The sequence below is a fragment of the Commensalibacter sp. M0268 genome, from assembly GCF_016101925.1.
Taxonomy (GTDB): domain Bacteria; phylum Pseudomonadota; class Alphaproteobacteria; order Acetobacterales; family Acetobacteraceae; genus Commensalibacter; species Commensalibacter melissae.
This window is the reverse complement of the sequence record NZ_JACFPQ010000003.1, coordinates 38,557-55,857: the sequence shown is the minus strand read 5'-3', so window position 1 is coordinate 55,857 and position 17,301 is coordinate 38,557. Positions and strand designations below refer to the sequence as shown.

Below are 17,301 nucleotides of genomic sequence, written 5' to 3'. Positions count from 1 at the left end.
TTCAAGAAAATATTTTGTATCTTTTTATATAATCGTGGAAAACAATTGTTATACACAGGTAATAATTTCAAAGAGAATTATTGGATATGTATCCGAATCATTTTAAAAAAAACAAGGCATCCATTATTTCATTCCTGTTTTTAATTTTGTGTTTTGCATTATTTTTATATGAAAATATAAAAGGTTTAGGTTTTTTAAGATTTACAGACGAATCAGGTCATTTTGTAGGTGCACAAGCCATTCATAGAGGCGACAAACTTTACAGGGACTATATAGATTATCATGGTCCCGTAATTTATATGCTGACATGGATGATGGGATTAATTGTTGGTTTCTCAGAAGTATGGCTGTTGAGACTTATTTCTTCGTTTAGCGCAATGCTAGCTGCCCTGTGTTTATTTTTTTCTCCAATTTTTCATTATTTTTGGCAACGTTATCTTGTAACCGCTTTGTGGTTTGGTTTCATTTCAAGTGTCTGGCTTATACAGGGTTTATATCTTGATAATTATTGGACATTAGGTGGGTGTTTTGCAGCTATTGGTTTGGTCACTCTTGTTATTCCCATGATTTATGACATAAAGCCGTCACGGATACAGGCCTTTACAGGAGGATTTTTTATTACGTTTTTGCCTTTTATTGCCTATCCTTTTGCAATAACCGCCTTTATTTTATTTCTTGTTGTTATCAATGGAATTTGTATAGATCATAGAAAATATGTTTCGATATTCGCGACAAGTTTGTCGGGGTGTTTGACATCTATCATTATGATGCTTGTCTGGTTAGGTATATATGGGGATATAGGTGGAATGGTTGCCTTTCATTTCATCACCAACCAAATGAATTATGCACGATACATTCCCTTCAATTTAAGTAATTTTTTTCTAAGTTTGATTCCATCTTTTTCCTCTAATCATATTGTTGAAACATTTGCTTTATTTTCGTTTTGTTCTGGGGGGATTATCCTGGTTACAAAAGGAAAATATAAAATAAGTGCATGTCTTGTATTGTGCGGGATTCTGGGTTTGCAGGCTAGAGGAAGTATCCTGTTTCAAAATGGTGCTTTCCTTATTGCTTCTGTAACCTTAATAATCGTTGCTTTTGTAAAATCAACGGAAGTCAAGCCGGATATTTCCCTGTTTTTCTCTGTCATTTCAACTTTTTGCATCTTTTTTATCATTGATCAATATGCAGTATCCTCTCCCAATATTTTAGACAAGCAACAACGTAATGCCTATCAATGGCATGCCTTTCGTGAAGGATATAATAAAGACACGAAAGCAATTTGGTTTTACGTTGATAAAAACGAAAGAATATTATCTATACCTTATAATCCAGATATTTATATTTTGGCTAACCGTTTGCCCATAAAAAAATATCACGCTTATTTACCATGGGAGACAGACTACGCTTCACATCCTTGGCACCATTATGAACGGGACCTTTGTAAAGATTTGCCTAAAAATAAGCCACCACTTATTTATTATGATCCATCAATAATATGGGGCAAATATATGCCAGATCAGTTCTTGAGTTGCGTATTGATAGTTTTGAAAAATGATTATACCCATATTGCAATGGATTCTTACATTTATGTTCGTAATGATCGTTATAGGGAAAGAGGTAAAATAAATTAGTCGTGTATTGTTTAACCATATTAGGGGTATTAACCTAATATGGTTATATTGTTATATTGTTATATAGCGTCCGGGTGATTGCTGATTGTTGTTACGTTAATTGTAATTAAAAAGGTTTATCAACACCGGGTTGTTTGAGGCGGATAAAATAGGTCATGATTGCCGCACAATAATATAAGAAACCAAAAATTATGAAGACGCTAAAATGTCCCAATCCTGTAAAAAGAATGAGAGAAACCAAAGCGGGTCCGCCAAAATTGCTTAGACCACCACCAAGATTTTGGATGGATACGGCTGCCCCTTTATGTTCAGGTGTTAACATTGGAAAAATGGCTCCCATTGGAACAAAGGCTGTAATGGTCAGGGCAAAAAACAGGATTCCGCATATGCTAGCCCATATATTTCCGGGAAACCAGACCGGAATAAAATAAAGCAGGATGGTTGCCGTTCCACATCCTATAAATCCCGCCCATCGCATTTGCTTTAACCAACCGATACGATCGCCGATAATGCCCCATAGAACATTGGTTAAAGGTTGGATTGGATATATACTAAGGCTGATAATTTTCCATTGTTCATCCGTAAAATGTCCACCATGTTCAGACGTGTAGAAAATAGGCATTACGACCGCAAGAATACCAAAAAGGGAAAAGTTACAGATCGCACGGGTTATGAGTGCAATTGCCAGATCACGATTATAAAAAACGAGTGAGAGATCTTGGATAATACCTTTAAATTTGTGTTCGAATGAATGAATCTGATGATTTTTCTTTTCTATAACGGGCGCCTTGAGAAGGAAAAAGGCGATTGCACCACCTGCAGTTGCCCAGCCTATGGATTGCCATAAAGTGTTGATCTCGCCAAAGTAACGGACAGAATAAATCGGTAACAAATTTCCGAGAATGCCAAACCCTATGGTGAACATGGACCAGATCCACCCCACCGCCGAGGCAAGCTGGCTATCAGGGGTTTCTTTTACAACCCAATAGAAAAATGCATAAAAGAATAAGGGATAAGCAAAACCGCGTAGACCATAGAATAGCAACATCATGTAATAGTTATGAGGTATAACTCCGAAAAGCATAAAGGCTGCGTGAAAAACAATCCATGTAATGGCACCAATCATCATGATTTTTTTTGCACCAAATGTTTCAGCTAGAACGCCAGAAAGCCAGCTTGAAATTGCAGCGGTTAACCCATAAGCAGCAAAAATAAGGCTGACTTTTTTTTCTGCGAATCCCAGTGTAACAATGTATTTGGAAAGGAAATTCAGTTCAAGACCGTCGCCAATCATGAAAAGGGCAATGGCAATATACCCCCAAAACAGAGAGACTGGCATTCCCATCATCATACGTGATTTTGTTTGGATATTATTCATAAGTAATCTTTGAGCATGATAAGTTTATAAAAAAAGCCCGAATTGAATTGATTTCGGGCTTTGTATCGGAATAAAATTCAGAAGAATCTTATTCGGGCATTTCAATTTGCAATTTTACATCAGTAGGTTGTGCTGATGCGGCCCGTTCAAAAGCCTCGATACTTTTTGAGAATGGATAAACTCCAGAAATTAATGGCTTGATATCAATCTTTCCAGAAGCAATCAGATTAATGGTCCGGTCATAAACATGTGCATATCGAAAGATTGTTTCCATATGTATTTCCTTTGCTTGTGCAGTAACAAGATCAAAGGGGATCTTGTCAACGGGCATCCCTACAAATACTATGGTTCCACCAGGGCGGACACAGGCCAATACGGTGTCATAAGCGGAGGGATGTCCTGAAGCCTCAAAAACGACATCTGCCCCCCAGTCTTTACCGCATTCCGCCTTGACTCTTTCCTCTACGGATTCATTTTTCAAATTAATTGGGATAATGCCATGATATTGTTTGGCAATATCCAGTTTGGGTTGAGCAAGATCAGAGATGAAAACCTTGCTTGCGCCAGAGGCAAGTGCGGCAAGTGCGGTCAGAATGCCAATTGGACCACATCCTGTCACTAAACAGATATCGCCAGGTTTTAATCGGGCTTTTACGGCAGCCTGAACGCCAATGGCAAGAGGTTCAACAAAGGCACCTTCCTCGAAAGATACGTTGTCGGGCAGTTTAAATGTAAAAGCGGCGGGATGTACCACCGTTTCCGTTAAGCATCCATGAACGGGTGGGGTTGCCCAGAACACGACATCAGGATCAACATTGTAAATACCGAGTTTTGTTGCGCGTGAGTGTGGATTGGGTATGCCGGGCTCCATACATACACGATCCCCAATCTTTAAATTTTCAACATTTTTGCCTGTCTCAATAACAATACCGGAAGCCTCGTGCCCGAGCACCATTGGTTGATTTACGATAAAAGGGCCAATTTTTCCATGTGTGTAGTAATGTACATCACTTCCACAAATACCAACATTACGTATTTTTATTTTAACGTCATTATCCCCTACTGTAGAGGGTAAATCAATGTTACGGATACTTAATTTGCCTTTTTCTTCAAGTACAAGAGCTTGAGCCATGAAATGTTCCTTACTGGAATAAACATATAAAATACACAATTATGTTACCAATATTCCGTAAGTATGAAAAATAACAAATGTGTTATTTCAAAGTAATTTCATTCTATTTATAAAAGATTGAAATAGCAATTTTTAATAAAAAAAATATTTGTTCGTAATTATAAATAGTTTTATTGTTATTACAGTTCAGTAGTTTATATAACTATTACATTTAATTGGATAATGACAGAAATATTTTATTTATTTTTTTGTCATTTTGTTTAAATAAAAAAATCCAAGAAAAGAGTTCGATAATGATTAAACAAATATCAGGTAACAAAACGTTAAAGATTGGAATCATTGGTACTGGAGCTATTGGTCAGGATCATATCAAACGATGTACGAACTTTTTATCAGGAGTCGAGGTTGTTGCTGTCAGTGACATTGATAAAAAATCTGCACAGAATGCCATTTCCACATATGGATTGGATGCTAAAGCATATGAATCAGGGAACGATTTGATTCAAGCGAAAGAGGTGGATGCAATTATCATTGCCTCTTCAGGTAAAACCCATGCGGAATATATATTGTCTGGCATTGAGGCAAAAAAATTCATTTTTTGTGAAAAGCCGCTGGCAACGACAATCGAGGAATGTCAAGCGATCATCGAGACTGAGCAAACATATGGAAAACGTTTAGTTCAGGTTGGATTTATGCGCTCTTATGATCGGCGATATCAAGAACTGAAAAAAATCATTCAAGATAAAAAATTAGGCCAGATCCTGATGATACATGCGGCACATAGGAATCAGGAGTGTCCAGAGAATTTTACATCTGAAATGGTTATAACGGATACCTTAATTCATGAACTGGATATATTTCGTTGGTTGTTGAACGATGAATTTGTTACCGTAAGTATGATTCCAATCCGTAAAACATCAAAAGCGCCAAAAGGCTTGCAGGATCCTCAGTTTGCACTTTTGGAAACCCAATCAGGAATCAGAATTAATGTGGAATTATTTGTAAACTGTCAATATGGTTACGATATCAAATGTGAAATTGTGGGTGAAGAAGGTGTGGCCAGCTTACCCGCTCCTGCTGCTGTTTCAATATGCCAGCATGAAAAACGGTATGATCAAATTTTGGCAAATTGGCAGGATTGGTTTTTGGAAGCCTATAATATTGAAATACAGGAATTCATTAATGAATGTCTGGTTGGAAAATTACAGGGTCCGGACGCATGGCGGGGATATATGGCGACTTATGTGGCCGAATTCTGTATTGAATCTCAGAAAAAAGGTCAGGAAATTGCAATACCCGTCTTGAAATGCCCCGATTTTTATAGGTCTGATAATAAAATTGAGTAAATTTATAAAAAATTGGAATATATTTAAGTATAGAATCTAAATCATGATTATTTTTAATAGATAATGAGGAAATGATGAATGCTGTAAAACAAAATTATGAGGATGGTAAATTGGTTTGCTATAAAACTTTGCCAATATGGAATGTAAAAACTTTACCAAAATCTTTCAAGGAATGCCATAATACAAAAGAGGGTGTCTGGGCAAAATTAAAGATATTATCAGGATCTTTGGTAATGGAATTTTTGAATGATAAAAAAGAAATTGAGAAAGAAACTGAATATTCAGTTGTGCATCAACCTGAAATGATAAAGCCACGCCAATATCATAAAATCGCTTCCTGCAGTGAGGATATGACCTGTCAGTTATCTTTTTATACAGTTTCGTCAAATGATTGATACGGGTATCTCCTGTTCCATAGACTATTAATCGATACCAATTAATAGTCTATGGAATTATGTAGGATTACTCGGAAATTGCTTTATCTTCGTAATACGCAATTCTTTTTACCTTAGGCTCTGATCTACCTTTTTCATATTCAGAATCAAGCCAGGCCTGAAGGATTGTTTTTGCCAGTTCTTCACCGATAACACGGGCACCCAATGTGATGATTTGTGCATTATTGCTTTTTCTGGCCCGTTCGGCGGAATAGGTATCATGGCATTGAGCCGCACGAATGCCGGGTATCTTATTTGCAACAATTGCCATTCCTATTCCAGTGCCACAAATCAAAATCCCTCTTTCATGTTTGCCGGACTTGATTGCCTGTCCTACAGACCAGGCAATATCCGGATACAGATTTGAATCGCGATTGGAATCGCTACTGTAGTCTGTCACTTCAATATTGTTGGATTGAAGCCAGTCTACGATTTTATTTTTTAAGTCAACAGCAGCATCATCGCAGCCGATAGCAATAGAAGGCATTTTTATATTCCTTAAAATTTCTCAAAATATTTCATTGTATTGGTGTATTAAAATATTTTTAAAGATTCCCATTCATGGCATGTATTTTATAAAGTTTTTCACCAATAAATATACAAGTAATTTAGATTAAAAGATCACAAGAAGTTTATTTGTTTTTGAATATATTCTGGCTGATCATCATAGTAAACATTACAGATGAGCAGAGAAAAATGATGGAAAAAAACGGTAAATCTTCTATTACGAAAATAGATAATATTCCCAAGACAATGAAAGCAATTGTTGCTTATGCGCCACATGATTACCGTTTGGAAGAGGTTCCTGTACCACAAATTGGGTCTGAAGAAATTCTTGTTAAAGTAGAGGCATGTGGAATTTGCGCTGGGGATACCAAAGCATTTGATGGGGCGCCAAGTTTTTGGGGGGATGAAAAACAGCCTGCCTATATTAAGGCTCCTATGATACCCGGTCATGAATTTATTGGGCATGTTGTTGCCTATGGCGATAAAATCAAAGATTTCAAACTGAATGACCGTATTATTTCCGAACAAATTGTTCCTTGTTGGGAATGCCGTTTCTGTAAACGTGGTGAATACTGGATGTGTGAAAAACACGATCTTTACGGTTTTCAAAACAACGTTAATGGCGGCATGGCAGAATATATAAAATTGCCTAAAGAAGCGATCAACTATCATTTGCCAGATGATCTTCCCATGAAACAGGCTGTTCTGGTTGAGCCATATGCCTGTTCATTACATGCCGTGCAACGTGCAAGCGTTAAGTTGGGAGATTTTGTGGTGCTATCTGGTGCGGGCACTCTGGGTTTAGGTATGATTGGTGCATTGAAAAAATCCGGTCCCGACAAACTGGTTGTTCTTGATTTGAATGATGATCGTTTAGCATTGGCTAAGAAATTCGGTGCTGATATCGTGATGAATCCAGCCCGTGAAGATGTTGTCAAGAAAATCAAGGATATGACCGAAGGATATGGTTGCGATATTTATATTGAAGCTACGGGTGCAGGCAAATCAGTGGAGCAGGGTCTGTCAATGATTCGCAAGCTTGGTCGTTTTGTTGAATTTTCTGTATTCAAAGACCCCGTATCGGTTGACTGGAGTATCATTAGCGATCGTAAGGAGTTGGATGTCTTGGGATCTCATTTGGGTCCTTATTGCTATCCCATGGTGATCAAGGGAATACAAAATGGTGATTTTCCAACGGAGGGCGTTGTAACGCATGTTTTCCCATTAAAAGATTTTAAGGAAGCTTTTGACATAATGAAAAAAGGAGTGGGTTCTTTAAAGGTCGTACTCGATCCAAATTTATAATTTATTGAATTTTAGCCATCTAATTATTTGAAAGTAATTTATTTACTAAGAGGGAGGCCTGCGCGTGAACAAAGTCATAGAGAGACTTTTCATTTCTCCAAAATTGATGTTGGGTTATTTTGGAGTATTAATTTTCATGGCTGGTGAAGGGCTGGAACAGAACTGGTTGTCTCCCTTTTTACAACAGCATGGTCTAACTGCACATCAGGCTTCTACCATTTTCACGGTTTATGGATTGATGGTTGCCATTTCATCATGGCTTTCAGGTGTTTTGGCAGAGATTTTCGGGGTTCGGAAAGTGATGACCATTGGACTTGTCCTTTTTTTTGTAGGGTCATTTCTTTTTTTGGTTTTTGGTATTCCAACTTATAATTTTAGCGTCATATTACCTACCTATGCAGTGCGGGGACTTGCTTATCCTCTGTTCGCTTATGGTTTTTTAGTTTCCGTCGCTTATGAGGCTCCCCGTGAGCGCTTGGGAGGGGCTGTCGGTATGTTCTGGCTTGTTTATGCAGGAGGGATTTCCGTTCTGGGAACTGGCTATTCAAATATTATGCTTTATTATTTCCATATGGAAAATCTGCATTTATTGTGGACAGCATTGATTTTTGTTGCTGTAGGTGCTGTTATTGCATTGAGTCTAAGTGGAAAAAAATCTGCCCAAAATAATTATCCAGAAGATGATGAAACCCATTCATTAAAACATTTGTTAAAAGGTTTGACGATTGTTTATGAAAAACCAAAAGTGGGGATTGGTGGTCTTGTCCGGATGATTAATACAAGTGCCGCTTACGGTTTTTCAGTTTTTATGCCAACTTTTTTATTCGGTATGGGATATGCTGAAAATGCGTGGCTTGAGGTTGCCGTGTATTTATGGATGGGTAATGTTGTATTCAATCTTATCTTTGGGGCCGCAAGTGACAAATTGGGATGGCGTAATGTTGTTATGTGGTTTGGCTGTATAGGCTGTGCATTGAGCGTTATTGCATATACCTATTGCATTTCTATTCATGCGGATCTTTTTACCATAAAAATATGCGCCGCTGTATATGGTGCATTACTTGCAGCATTTGTCCCTTTATCAGCCATTATGCCAAATCTTGCCCCTGAAAATAAGGGTGCGGCCATGTCAATTCTTAATTTTGGTGCGGGAATGAGTTACTTTTTTGGTTATGCAATTGTCATGCTTTTTCAAGGGATCATTGGTAATTTCGGGGTGATGTATATTTATATCGGGCTCTATTTTGTTGCTGCAGCATTAATGATTTTTGTCAAGGTTCAACAATATAAAAATGAAACAATCGATCAAGAAGTCGGTGTGGCAATAGAAGAAACATTATAGCCTATTAAGGAGAGATTTATGTCAACAAATCAAATGTTTGATTTATCAGGTAAAACTGCACTTGTTACCGGGGGGGCTGCCGGTATTGGAAACGAGATTGTTCGGACTTTTTTACAAAAAGGTGTAAAGGTAGCGTTGTTGGACCGACTTGATAGCATTGACCAAGTCGCAAAAAATCTAGGTCCAGATAATGCTATTGGTATCCAGGTTGACGTAACGAATAAAAAACAGGTTGATCAGGCAGTAAAAAAAGTTGTTGATTATTTTGGTCGTATAGATATTGCTGTAAATTGTGCGGGTGTTGCTTTGCTTGATGCAGCTGAAACGCTCAGTGAAGAAATGTGGAATGCGACTATTAATATCAATTTAACTGGTACCTATTGGGTTGCCCAGGCAGTGGGAAACGTGATGTTAAAACAAAAGAGTGGATCCATTATTAATATGGCTTCACAGGCGGGGGTTATCGCCTTGCAAAAACATGCTGCTTATTGTGCCAGCAAGGCAGGTGTTATTGGATTGACACATGTATTGGCATTGGAATGGGGACCTCATGGGATCAATGTTAATGCGATTTCTCCAACCGTTGTTTTGACGGAACTTGGGAAAAAAGCATGGGCAGGTAAAGTTGGTGAGGATATGAAGGCGCAAATTCCCATGCGCCGTTTTGCTGAACCCGAACAGATTGCCGCTGCAGCTGTTTATCTTGCCAGCTCTGAAGCATCTATTGTGAATGGTGCTAATTTAGTCATTGATGGTGGATTTACCATTCAATAAAAAGAAATAAAAAATAATGAGAATAAATAATGACAATGAACAGAATTATTAATGATCCAGATTTAGTCGTTGAAGATGCAATCGAGGGATATGTCGTCGCCCATCCAGAATTTTTTGAAAAAACGGATAATTCTAGAGTTCTAAAATATTCAGGTTCAGAAAAAAAAGGTAAAGTTGGCATTATTACAGGTGGCGGTTCCGGTCATGAACCAGCCTTTCTGGGATATGTGGGTAAAAATATGGTTGATGCGGTTGCAATTGGGGAAATTTTTTCTTCTCCCACTGCTGGTGCATTTTTGGATGCGATGAAAGCCGCAGATTCAGGTGCTGGTGTTGCTTGTTTATATGGCAATTATGCTGGCGATAATATGAATGTCAAGATGGCAATAAAGAAGGCCACAGCCGCTGGTATTACAGTCAAAACAGTTGTTGCCAATGATGATGTCGCTTCCGCATCAGCCAGTGAAATAGAGAAACGCCGCGGTGTTGCGGGTGAAATCCTTATGTGGAAAATTGGTGGGGCTGCCGCTGCCGAAGGATATGATCTTGATGGTGTTATTGCCGCTGCCCAAAAAGCAATAAATAACTGTCGTTCAATTGGGGTTGGCTTGAGTTCTTGTACTATTCCTGCAGTTGGAAAACCAAATTTCCATATTGAAAAAGGAACAATGGAATTGGGTATTGGCCATCATGGTGAACCTGGAATCAAGGTTGTTCCTATAGAAACGGCAAAAGAGATGGCGGAAACCATGCTTCATCCAATCATGGAGGAAGGTCTTTTTGAACCCGGATCTGAAGTGGTCGTGCTGGTTTCCGGCCTTGGAGCAACACCTGTTATGGAGCTTTATATCTATTATGCAGAGGTTGAACGTCTTTTGAAGGCTAAAAATGTCAAGATCCATCGCTGTTATGTAGGAAATTATTTTACTTCTCTTGAAATGATGGGTGTGACGCTTTCCGTTATGAAATTAGATGCGGAATTAAAAAAACTGATTGATGTTCCTGCACGTTCTTTGGGTTTGGTACAGGAGTAAATGGCATGACAGAAGTGGCTAAGATTGAAAATGGTACCGAGATTGTTGATGATCTAATCAGCTGTATCGTGAATAACCGTGATTATTTAAGTGAGATTGACGGTGCGATCGGTGATGGTGATCATGGGATCAATATGGCAAAGGGATTTAACATTTGCAAACATCGTATTGATGGGAAAAATCTTTCATTGTCAGAAGCCTTTGAAATATTAAGTGATTCCCTGATGGAGGGGATTGGTGGTTCAATGGGGCCTTTATATGGCAGTATTTTTGCTGGATGGGCTGAGGCAATTCAAGGTAAAAATACCTTGAATTCAAATGAATTCAAGGAAATGCTTTCAAAAGGGTTGCATGAATTACAGGAAATTAGTTCTGCCAAACAGGGTGATAAATGTTTGGTTGATACTTTAATGCCTGCAATTGAAGGATTCAAAAAAGCGAATGAATCCGGAAAAACATTTCATGAAGCTTTGATTATTATGAAACAGGCAGCACATGATGGTAAGGAATCCACCCGCAATCTTGTTGCTAAAATAGGTCGTGCCAGTCGTTTGGGTGAACGTTCAAAAGGCATTTTGGATGCTGGTGCAACTTCTTGCTGCTTGCTGTTAACGCAACTTGCGGACAGTATTTCGAAAAGAATTTCCTAAATTTTAAAAAAATAAAATACAAGTTATATACATTATCGATTTATCGATAATGTATATAACCTTTTTTTAAAAATTGACCGTAGATCTCAATCCAAAAATGGCGGCATTTGGAATTTTCTTTTTACTATTTTCCTCAAGATTCAATCCTCCACCGGAACGGAAGACATATTGAAAATCAGGTTTTAGCTCTAGCCATGATATGGCCTGTATTTGCCAGGCGAGCTCGATATGATGTTCTGTTTTTCGAACACACCAGTATGGATCCGCAAAATTGCGGTAATCACGGTCATAATGTCTGGCACGGTTGCCAGTATGGGCAAATCCCCAGCCAAAACCCAGGGAATCATGTTCCCGATTGAGAAGTCCCTTATAGACAATCCCTGCATCTCCTGCATAATTGATGGGGCTGCGGTCAGTTGGGCTGACTTGCATTCTTCCAAATATGCCAAGAGATTCTTTTTTGTTTCCCGGGTTTCTCCATATCATTTGATCCATAATTCCATAAACTGACCAGGTATGGCGATGGTTGAGCATTGTTTGGGGGTTGTCCGGATTTCCTAATGGATCCCCATCCCTGTTATAACGTTGATCCGGGAATTTTGAACTATCAAAATAGGCTCCCAACCGATAAGTTCCAGGATAAGCTGTATATTTTTCATCATCTTCATTGCCAGGATTCAGATGATATTGAATTTCATTGGTTATGAATACCCCGGTAGTAAAATTGAAATGTGTTCCTGATTGATGCTTGGAATACGGATCACAGGTAAATGGTCCGGATGGATTGCAAAAAGAAACATTGTTGGGATTACTGTCCGCAACTGCAAAAAGGTCCGTCCAGTGATCATTGGGTTGAAAACTGAAACGGATTGCAGGAGAGGCAACGGGATAGTCAATTCCTCCACTATAGGTATTGACTGATGGAATCATGGGCCATCCAAAAGAGGAGTTAATGAATAGCGTTGCATAATCGCTGATGTTAAACTCCTGGTCCAAACTTAATTTCCCGATGCGAATGGTCATTTTATTATCGAAAAACCCCTGTTGATACCATAGTTCCCATAGGCGTGTCGAGCGATCGCCTTCCCAACCACTGGTAGAGTTATAGGCTCCTATATTTTCTGCCGTAAAAGCCCGTCCTCGAAGTTGCAGGGCGCTAATGTTAAAAAGACCATTCTTAATTCCTGTCACTTTCTCGGGATCCCAGTTCAAGGTAACTGTGGTCAAACCTGTATAGGCAGCACCCTGCTTGATCCCCCCATAAGGATTTCCCCATACCTCATTGACATCCACCAGGGTGAGGGTCAGACCATATTGTGCCATAAGGGAACGTAATCCCAAAATATTTCCCAATAACATATCGTTGTTTTCGGGTGCCTGACCTGTATCCTTATCAAGGATTGTGGCTGGTGGAGGGGATTTTTTTACCGGGGTTGCACCGCTAATATTTGTTGATGGAGATGCGCCCTGATTAACAATAGGGGAATTTCCAACCGCATATGCAGAATGTTGATTAATCAGCGCTTGATATATAACAAAATTAATTAAAACAATTTTGGATAAATCATTTTTTTTTGAAAAAAAAAGCTGGGAATAGGGATGAGACATTATAACACACCTCATTTCAAATAATTGTTACTAATATAAATTTTAAGTTAATCTTATTTATTTTGTATTGTCAATTAGTTGATATTATTGTGCTTATGACCTGTATCAGGATTTGACATTCTTTTTCTGTGCCAATTGTTATCCTAAGCCAGTTTTGAATTCGTGGGAGATTAAAATGTCTTACCAAAATCTTATTTTTTCTTAACTGAATTGCAAGTTTTTCACCAGATATCTCGGGATGAGATGTAAAAACAAAATTTGATTTTGAATCGAGAGTTGTGAATCCTAATTCAGAAAGGGCGTTGATCAGGTAATCTCTGTTTTTGATAATCTGTCGGGCATTATTAACAGACCATTGAATGTCTTTTATTGATGCAATCGCACCAATTTGTGCCAATCGATCTAAGGGATATGAATTAAAACTGTCCTTTACACGTCTAATACCCTCAATTAATTGTGTGTTTCCAATTGCATAACCAACCCGTAATCCTGCAAAGGCGTGAAATTTCGAGAAAGTTCGAACAACAAGAAGATTTTGAAATTGATTGATAAGGGGAATAACCGATTTTCCACCAAAATCTATATAGGCTTCATCGATAATAACAATTTGTTCAGGGTGTGTTTCAAGGTAATGCCGGATTGTCTCCTGGTCAATCAGCAAGCCAGTTGGAGCGTTGGGGTTGGCAATGACGATCCCGCAAGCATCCTCTGCATCATATTGTTCAAGGTCAATCTTGAAATTTTCGGTTAGGGGAATGGTTTTATAGTCAATATTGAAAAGATTGCAGTAAACAGGGTAAAAACTATAGGTTATATCTGGAAAGAGAATAGGTTTTTCATGTTTTAATAAGGCATGAAAGGCAAACCCAAGTACCTCATCAGAGCCATTACCGACGAAAACCTGGTCTGGTTGGACATGGTGCAAATCAGCCAAGGATTTACAAAGGGCCTGGGATGTAGGATCGGGATACAATTTTAATAAATTGTTGGTATTTGTCTGTATGGCTTTTAATACGCTGGGGGATATATCATACGCATTTTCATTTGTATTAAGTTTGATAAGATTATTTACCTTGGGTTGTTCCCCAGGCGTGTAAGGAACTAAATTTTTGACAAAAGAACTCCAATAACGATTTTGCATAAGGATATACCTATTTAAAAAATTATGAAATTTAAATGTTTTGATAGTTTTCAAGTAAGTATATTAGATGTTTATTCCCTTGTTGTTCTGCAAGTTTTAAGGGTGTAATGCCTTCCCCATCGGCGTGCAGAGGGTTCGCCCCGGCTTTTAATAAAATTTCAGTCATGTCGTTTCGGTTAAAAAGGATTGCAAACATCAAAGGTGTGCGTCCTAGATTATTGGGAATATCAACCGAGGCACCAGCCTTAATTAAAAGATTGGCCATTTCAACATGATCTTTGAAAGCTACGCCCATTAAAGCCGTTGCACCTGTTTTATCCTGCAGATCAGGATTTGCCCCGCTTTTTAATAGGAAAGCCGTTGCATCATGATGATTATTGTAAGTGGTTAAGATGAGAGGAGTATAGCCTTTTTCATTCTGATGATTGATATTCATACCCGCGGCGATGAATTCTTCAAGCAAAGGAAGTGAACCTTCTCTAGCAGAATTGAAATAAAGGGTCTCTATTTCCTGTGAAGTGAATTCGGGGGAAGAACTAGAATCAAGAGAAGATGAAACCGTCATGGTATTGCCATATTATTGAGAGTTAATGAACAAAAATCTGGTTTTTATTTTATAGTGCCGCATATAAAAAAGAAAGATCAAGAAAAATAAGATTTCTTTTATAGGAGAAAGTTTTATAAAAGTGTATGATTTTAATATAATTTAATATAATCGATAAAATTGATTACAGATAAAATGTTTTATTAATTGAACATTTGGCAGGGGTCAGAATTTATCGGAATATTAACAATTCGATCTTAAGTTAATTGATAGCTTTGTAGGATAAAATTTTTGTAATTTGAACAATCGATTTTTTTTCCTTTTTTATTGGGTGATATAAATTGATTTAAAAAAAACGATTAAATTTATGATTAACGAAGTTATTTTAAAAGTTGTTTGATGGAGAGACTTGAATGAATATGGATAAGGTATGTATTAATACCATTCGTGGACTTGCAATTGATCAAGTGCAGAAAGCTAACTCTGGTCATCCAGGTACGCCGCTTGACTTGGCACCCGCGACATATGCCTTATGGAATAATATTTTAAATTATGATCCTGCGAATCCATTGTGGCCGGCCCGCGATCGTTTTGTTTTGTCAGGTGGTCATGCCTGTTCCCTTTTATATGCCATGATTCATTTAAGCGGTATTAAGGAAGTGACACGTCAAGGTAAAGTGGAAAACAAACCAGCCTTAACCCTTGAAGATTTAAGTCAATTCAGACAGCTCAATTCAAAAACGCCCGGTCATCCAGAGTATTTGCATACCACCGGAATTGAAACCACAACAGGACCTTTAGCTCAAGGGATTGCAACGTCTGTGGGGATGGCGATTGCCCAGGAATGGTTTGCTGCACGTTATAATCGACCAGAATTTCCATTGTTCGATTATCATGTCTATGCCTTTTGCGGTGATGGTGATCTTATGGAGGGGATTTCATATGAGGCGGCCTCTCTTGCAGGACATTTGAAGTTAGGTAACCTTATCTGGGTATATGATCGGAACCGTATTACGATCGAGGGCAATATCAATATTGCCTTTACAGAAAATGTTGAAAAACGTTTTGAAGCTGCAGGATGGAAAATCTATCATGTAAAAGATGGTAACGATATTGATGATTTCCAAAATAAGATTAATCAAGCGCGTCAAAATAAAGCCATGCCAAGTTTCATCGTCATTGATAGTGTTATCGGGTATGGGTCTCCTAATAAAGCGGGAAAATCAGTAGCGCATGGTGAACCGCTTGGGGTGGAAGAAGTTAAAGCGACCAAAAAGAATCTTGGTTTGCCTGAAGACAAAGATTTCTTTGTCCCTGATGGTGTAATGGATCATTTTAAAGCCAATATTGGTAAAAGAGGGGCTGCAGCCTATCAAAAATGGCATACGCTGTTTGCGGATTATAAGGTGAAATATCCCGAGTTGGGTCAAGAGATCGAGGATATTTTAAATCATCGCCTACCAAAGGGATGGGACAAGGATATTCCAATTTTTGCGCCTGATGCCAAAGGGGTTGCATCGCGGGCCAGTTCAGGTAAGGTATTGAATGCCATTGCGAAGAATGTGCCCTGGTTAATCGGTGGGTCTGCTGATCTTGCCCCCTCTAATAAAAGCAATCTGGATTTTGAAGGGGCCGGGGTTTTTCAAAATCCTGCTTATGGCGGTACATATGATGGACGGAATTTTCATTTTGGCGTTCGTGAACATGCCATGGGGGCAATTGTCAACGGAATGGCCTTAAGCGGTTTGCGTTCGTATGCCGCAGGATTTTTCATTTTTTCTGACTATATGAAAAATCCCATCCGTTTGTCTGCATTGATGCATTTGCCGGTCATATATATTTTTACGCATGATAGTATCGGGGTTGGTGAGGACGGTCCGACACATCAGCCAATTGAGCAGTTGGTTCACTTCAGGGCAACGCCTAATCTTGTTGTCTTTCGTCCCGCCGATGCAAACGAGGTTGTCGAGGCATGGAAATATGCGATGCAGGAAAATTCTAAACCAGTCATTCTGGCATTAAGCCGTCAGAATTTGCCAACAATTGACCGCCATCAATATGCTTCGGCAGAAGGGCTTAAAAAGGGTGCTTATGTTGTTGCGGATTGTGAAGGTAAGCCAGACTTGATTCTCATGGCGACAGGAAGCGAGGTTGGTTTGATTATGGAAGCTTATCAGGTTTTAACAAAATCCGGAAAAAAGGTTCGGGTTGTTTCAATGCCCTCATGGGAACTTTTTGAAGAACAGTCCAAGTCTTATCGTGATCAGGTTTTGCCTCCTGATATAACAGCACGTGTCGCGGTTGAACAGGGATCTCCCATTGGATGGGATCGTTATGCTGGAACAACCGGTACAATCATCGCTATGCGTGGTTTTGGTGCCTCTGCTCCCTATAGTGATCTACAGAAAAAATTCGGGTTTACTCTTGAAGCTGTTTTACAAGCGGCACAGGAACAATTGACAAGGTAAATGT

Annotated in this window: 15 protein-coding genes; 9 read left to right on the top strand and 6 right to left on the bottom strand. The window is 38.7% G+C overall.

Going from position 1 to position 17,301, the window contains the following annotated elements:
- Positions 1 to 86 precede the first annotated feature (86 nt).
- Complete coding sequence (locus tag H3R28_RS08915) at positions 87 to 1,634, top strand: hypothetical protein (RefSeq protein WP_232351243.1); 1,548 nt, start codon at positions 87 to 89, stop codon at positions 1,632 to 1,634.
- Positions 1,635 to 1,740: 106 nt separating this feature from the next.
- Here the strand turns inward: H3R28_RS08915 and H3R28_RS05750 are convergent, their stop codons facing one another.
- Positions 1,741 to 3,012 carry an MFS transporter gene (locus H3R28_RS05750; RefSeq protein WP_232351242.1) on the bottom strand — a complete coding sequence of 424 codons (1,272 nt, stop codon included), beginning with the start codon at positions 3,010 to 3,012 and terminating at the stop codon, positions 1,741 to 1,743.
- An 88-nt stretch (positions 3,013 to 3,100) separates the two neighbouring features.
- Positions 3,101 to 4,144, bottom strand: coding sequence for an NAD(P)-dependent alcohol dehydrogenase (locus tag H3R28_RS05745; RefSeq protein WP_198210102.1), 1,044 nt, complete (start codon positions 4,142 to 4,144; stop codon positions 3,101 to 3,103).
- Between the two features lie 293 nt (positions 4,145 to 4,437).
- Between H3R28_RS05745 and H3R28_RS05740 the strand changes: the two genes are divergently transcribed.
- Positions 4,438 to 5,490, top strand: a complete 1,053-nt coding sequence (locus H3R28_RS05740) for a Gfo/Idh/MocA family protein (protein ID WP_155579929.1) — start codon at positions 4,438 to 4,440, stop codon at positions 5,488 to 5,490.
- A 71-nt stretch (positions 5,491 to 5,561) separates the two neighbouring features.
- The gene (locus H3R28_RS05735; RefSeq protein WP_155568710.1) at positions 5,562 to 5,885 is read left to right on the top strand and encodes a DUF1971 domain-containing protein; all 324 of its coding nucleotides are present in this window, start codon (positions 5,562 to 5,564) and stop codon (positions 5,883 to 5,885) included.
- Positions 5,886 to 5,952: 67 nt separating this feature from the next.
- Here H3R28_RS05735 and rpiB read toward each other — a convergent pair whose 3' ends face one another.
- Positions 5,953 to 6,411, bottom strand: coding sequence for a ribose 5-phosphate isomerase B (gene rpiB, locus H3R28_RS05730; protein WP_110439275.1), 459 nt, complete (start codon positions 6,409 to 6,411; stop codon positions 5,953 to 5,955).
- Positions 6,412 to 6,620: 209 nt separating this feature from the next.
- On the opposite strand from rpiB, the gene H3R28_RS05725 reads away from it, so the two are divergent.
- From H3R28_RS05725 to dhaL, 5 genes are all read left to right on the top strand, one after another.
- Positions 6,621 to 7,736, top strand: coding sequence for an alcohol dehydrogenase catalytic domain-containing protein (locus H3R28_RS05725; protein ID WP_155564800.1), 1,116 nt, complete (start codon positions 6,621 to 6,623; stop codon positions 7,734 to 7,736).
- Positions 7,737 to 7,800: 64 nt separating this feature from the next.
- On the top strand, positions 7,801 to 9,078 hold the full coding sequence (locus H3R28_RS05720; protein WP_347400599.1) for an MFS transporter: 1,278 nt from the start codon (positions 7,801 to 7,803) through the stop codon (positions 9,076 to 9,078).
- A gap of 18 nt (positions 9,079 to 9,096) precedes the next feature.
- The gene (locus H3R28_RS05715) at positions 9,097 to 9,852 is read left to right on the top strand and encodes an SDR family oxidoreductase (RefSeq protein ID WP_232351241.1); all 756 of its coding nucleotides are present in this window, start codon (positions 9,097 to 9,099) and stop codon (positions 9,850 to 9,852) included.
- A 35-nt stretch (positions 9,853 to 9,887) separates the two neighbouring features.
- Positions 9,888 to 10,886 carry a dihydroxyacetone kinase subunit DhaK gene (locus H3R28_RS05710; protein ID WP_198210100.1) on the top strand — a complete coding sequence of 333 codons (999 nt, stop codon included), beginning with the start codon at positions 9,888 to 9,890 and terminating at the stop codon, positions 10,884 to 10,886.
- A gap of 5 nt (positions 10,887 to 10,891) precedes the next feature.
- Positions 10,892 to 11,536 (top strand): dihydroxyacetone kinase subunit DhaL, encoded by a 645-nt coding sequence (gene dhaL / locus H3R28_RS05705; protein ID WP_155564803.1) that lies wholly within the window; start codon positions 10,892 to 10,894, stop codon positions 11,534 to 11,536.
- A gap of 66 nt (positions 11,537 to 11,602) precedes the next feature.
- Here the strand turns inward: dhaL and H3R28_RS05700 are convergent, their stop codons facing one another.
- From H3R28_RS05700 to H3R28_RS05690, 3 genes are all read right to left on the bottom strand, one after another.
- Positions 11,603 to 13,144 carry a carbohydrate porin gene (locus H3R28_RS05700; RefSeq protein WP_198210098.1) on the bottom strand — a complete coding sequence of 514 codons (1,542 nt, stop codon included), beginning with the start codon at positions 13,142 to 13,144 and terminating at the stop codon, positions 11,603 to 11,605.
- A gap of 70 nt (positions 13,145 to 13,214) precedes the next feature.
- On the bottom strand, positions 13,215 to 14,285 hold the full coding sequence (gene hisC / locus H3R28_RS05695) for a histidinol-phosphate transaminase (protein WP_198210097.1): 1,071 nt from the start codon (positions 14,283 to 14,285) through the stop codon (positions 13,215 to 13,217).
- 31 nt (positions 14,286 to 14,316) lie between these two features.
- Positions 14,317 to 14,850, bottom strand: a complete 534-nt coding sequence (locus H3R28_RS05690) for an ankyrin repeat domain-containing protein (protein WP_155579894.1) — start codon at positions 14,848 to 14,850, stop codon at positions 14,317 to 14,319.
- 392 nt (positions 14,851 to 15,242) lie between these two features.
- On the opposite strand from H3R28_RS05690, the gene tkt reads away from it, so the two are divergent.
- A complete protein-coding gene (gene tkt / locus H3R28_RS05685; RefSeq protein ID WP_198210095.1) occupies positions 15,243 to 17,297 on the top strand; it encodes a transketolase in 2,055 nt (684 codons plus the stop codon).
- Positions 17,298 to 17,301: the final 4 nt, after the last annotated feature.

Coding starts and splice junctions, on each gene's coding strand:
- H3R28_RS08915 (WP_232351243.1), top strand. CDS start 87: ATGTATCCGAATCATTTTAAAAAAAACAAGGCATCCATTATTTCATTC.
- H3R28_RS05750 (WP_232351242.1), bottom strand. CDS start 3,012: ATGAATAATATCCAAACAAAATCACGTATGATGATGGGAATGCCAGTC.
- H3R28_RS05745 (WP_198210102.1), bottom strand. CDS start 4,144: ATGGCTCAAGCTCTTGTACTTGAAGAAAAAGGCAAATTAAGTATCCGT.
- H3R28_RS05740 (WP_155579929.1), top strand. CDS start 4,438: ATGATTAAACAAATATCAGGTAACAAAACGTTAAAGATTGGAATCATT.
- H3R28_RS05735 (WP_155568710.1), top strand. CDS start 5,562: ATGATGAATGCTGTAAAACAAAATTATGAGGATGGTAAATTGGTTTGC.
- rpiB (WP_110439275.1), bottom strand. CDS start 6,411: ATGCCTTCTATTGCTATCGGCTGCGATGATGCTGCTGTTGACTTAAAA.
- H3R28_RS05725 (WP_155564800.1), top strand. CDS start 6,621: ATGATGGAAAAAAACGGTAAATCTTCTATTACGAAAATAGATAATATT.
- H3R28_RS05715 (WP_232351241.1), top strand. CDS start 9,097: ATGTCAACAAATCAAATGTTTGATTTATCAGGTAAAACTGCACTTGTT.
- H3R28_RS05710 (WP_198210100.1), top strand. CDS start 9,888: ATGAACAGAATTATTAATGATCCAGATTTAGTCGTTGAAGATGCAATC.
- dhaL (WP_155564803.1), top strand. CDS start 10,892: ATGACAGAAGTGGCTAAGATTGAAAATGGTACCGAGATTGTTGATGAT.
- H3R28_RS05700 (WP_198210098.1), bottom strand. CDS start 13,144: ATGTCTCATCCCTATTCCCAGCTTTTTTTTTCAAAAAAAAATGATTTA.
- hisC (WP_198210097.1), bottom strand. CDS start 14,285: ATGCAAAATCGTTATTGGAGTTCTTTTGTCAAAAATTTAGTTCCTTAC.
- H3R28_RS05690 (WP_155579894.1), bottom strand. CDS start 14,850: ATGACGGTTTCATCTTCTCTTGATTCTAGTTCTTCCCCCGAATTCACT.
- tkt (WP_198210095.1), top strand. CDS start 15,243: ATGAATATGGATAAGGTATGTATTAATACCATTCGTGGACTTGCAATT.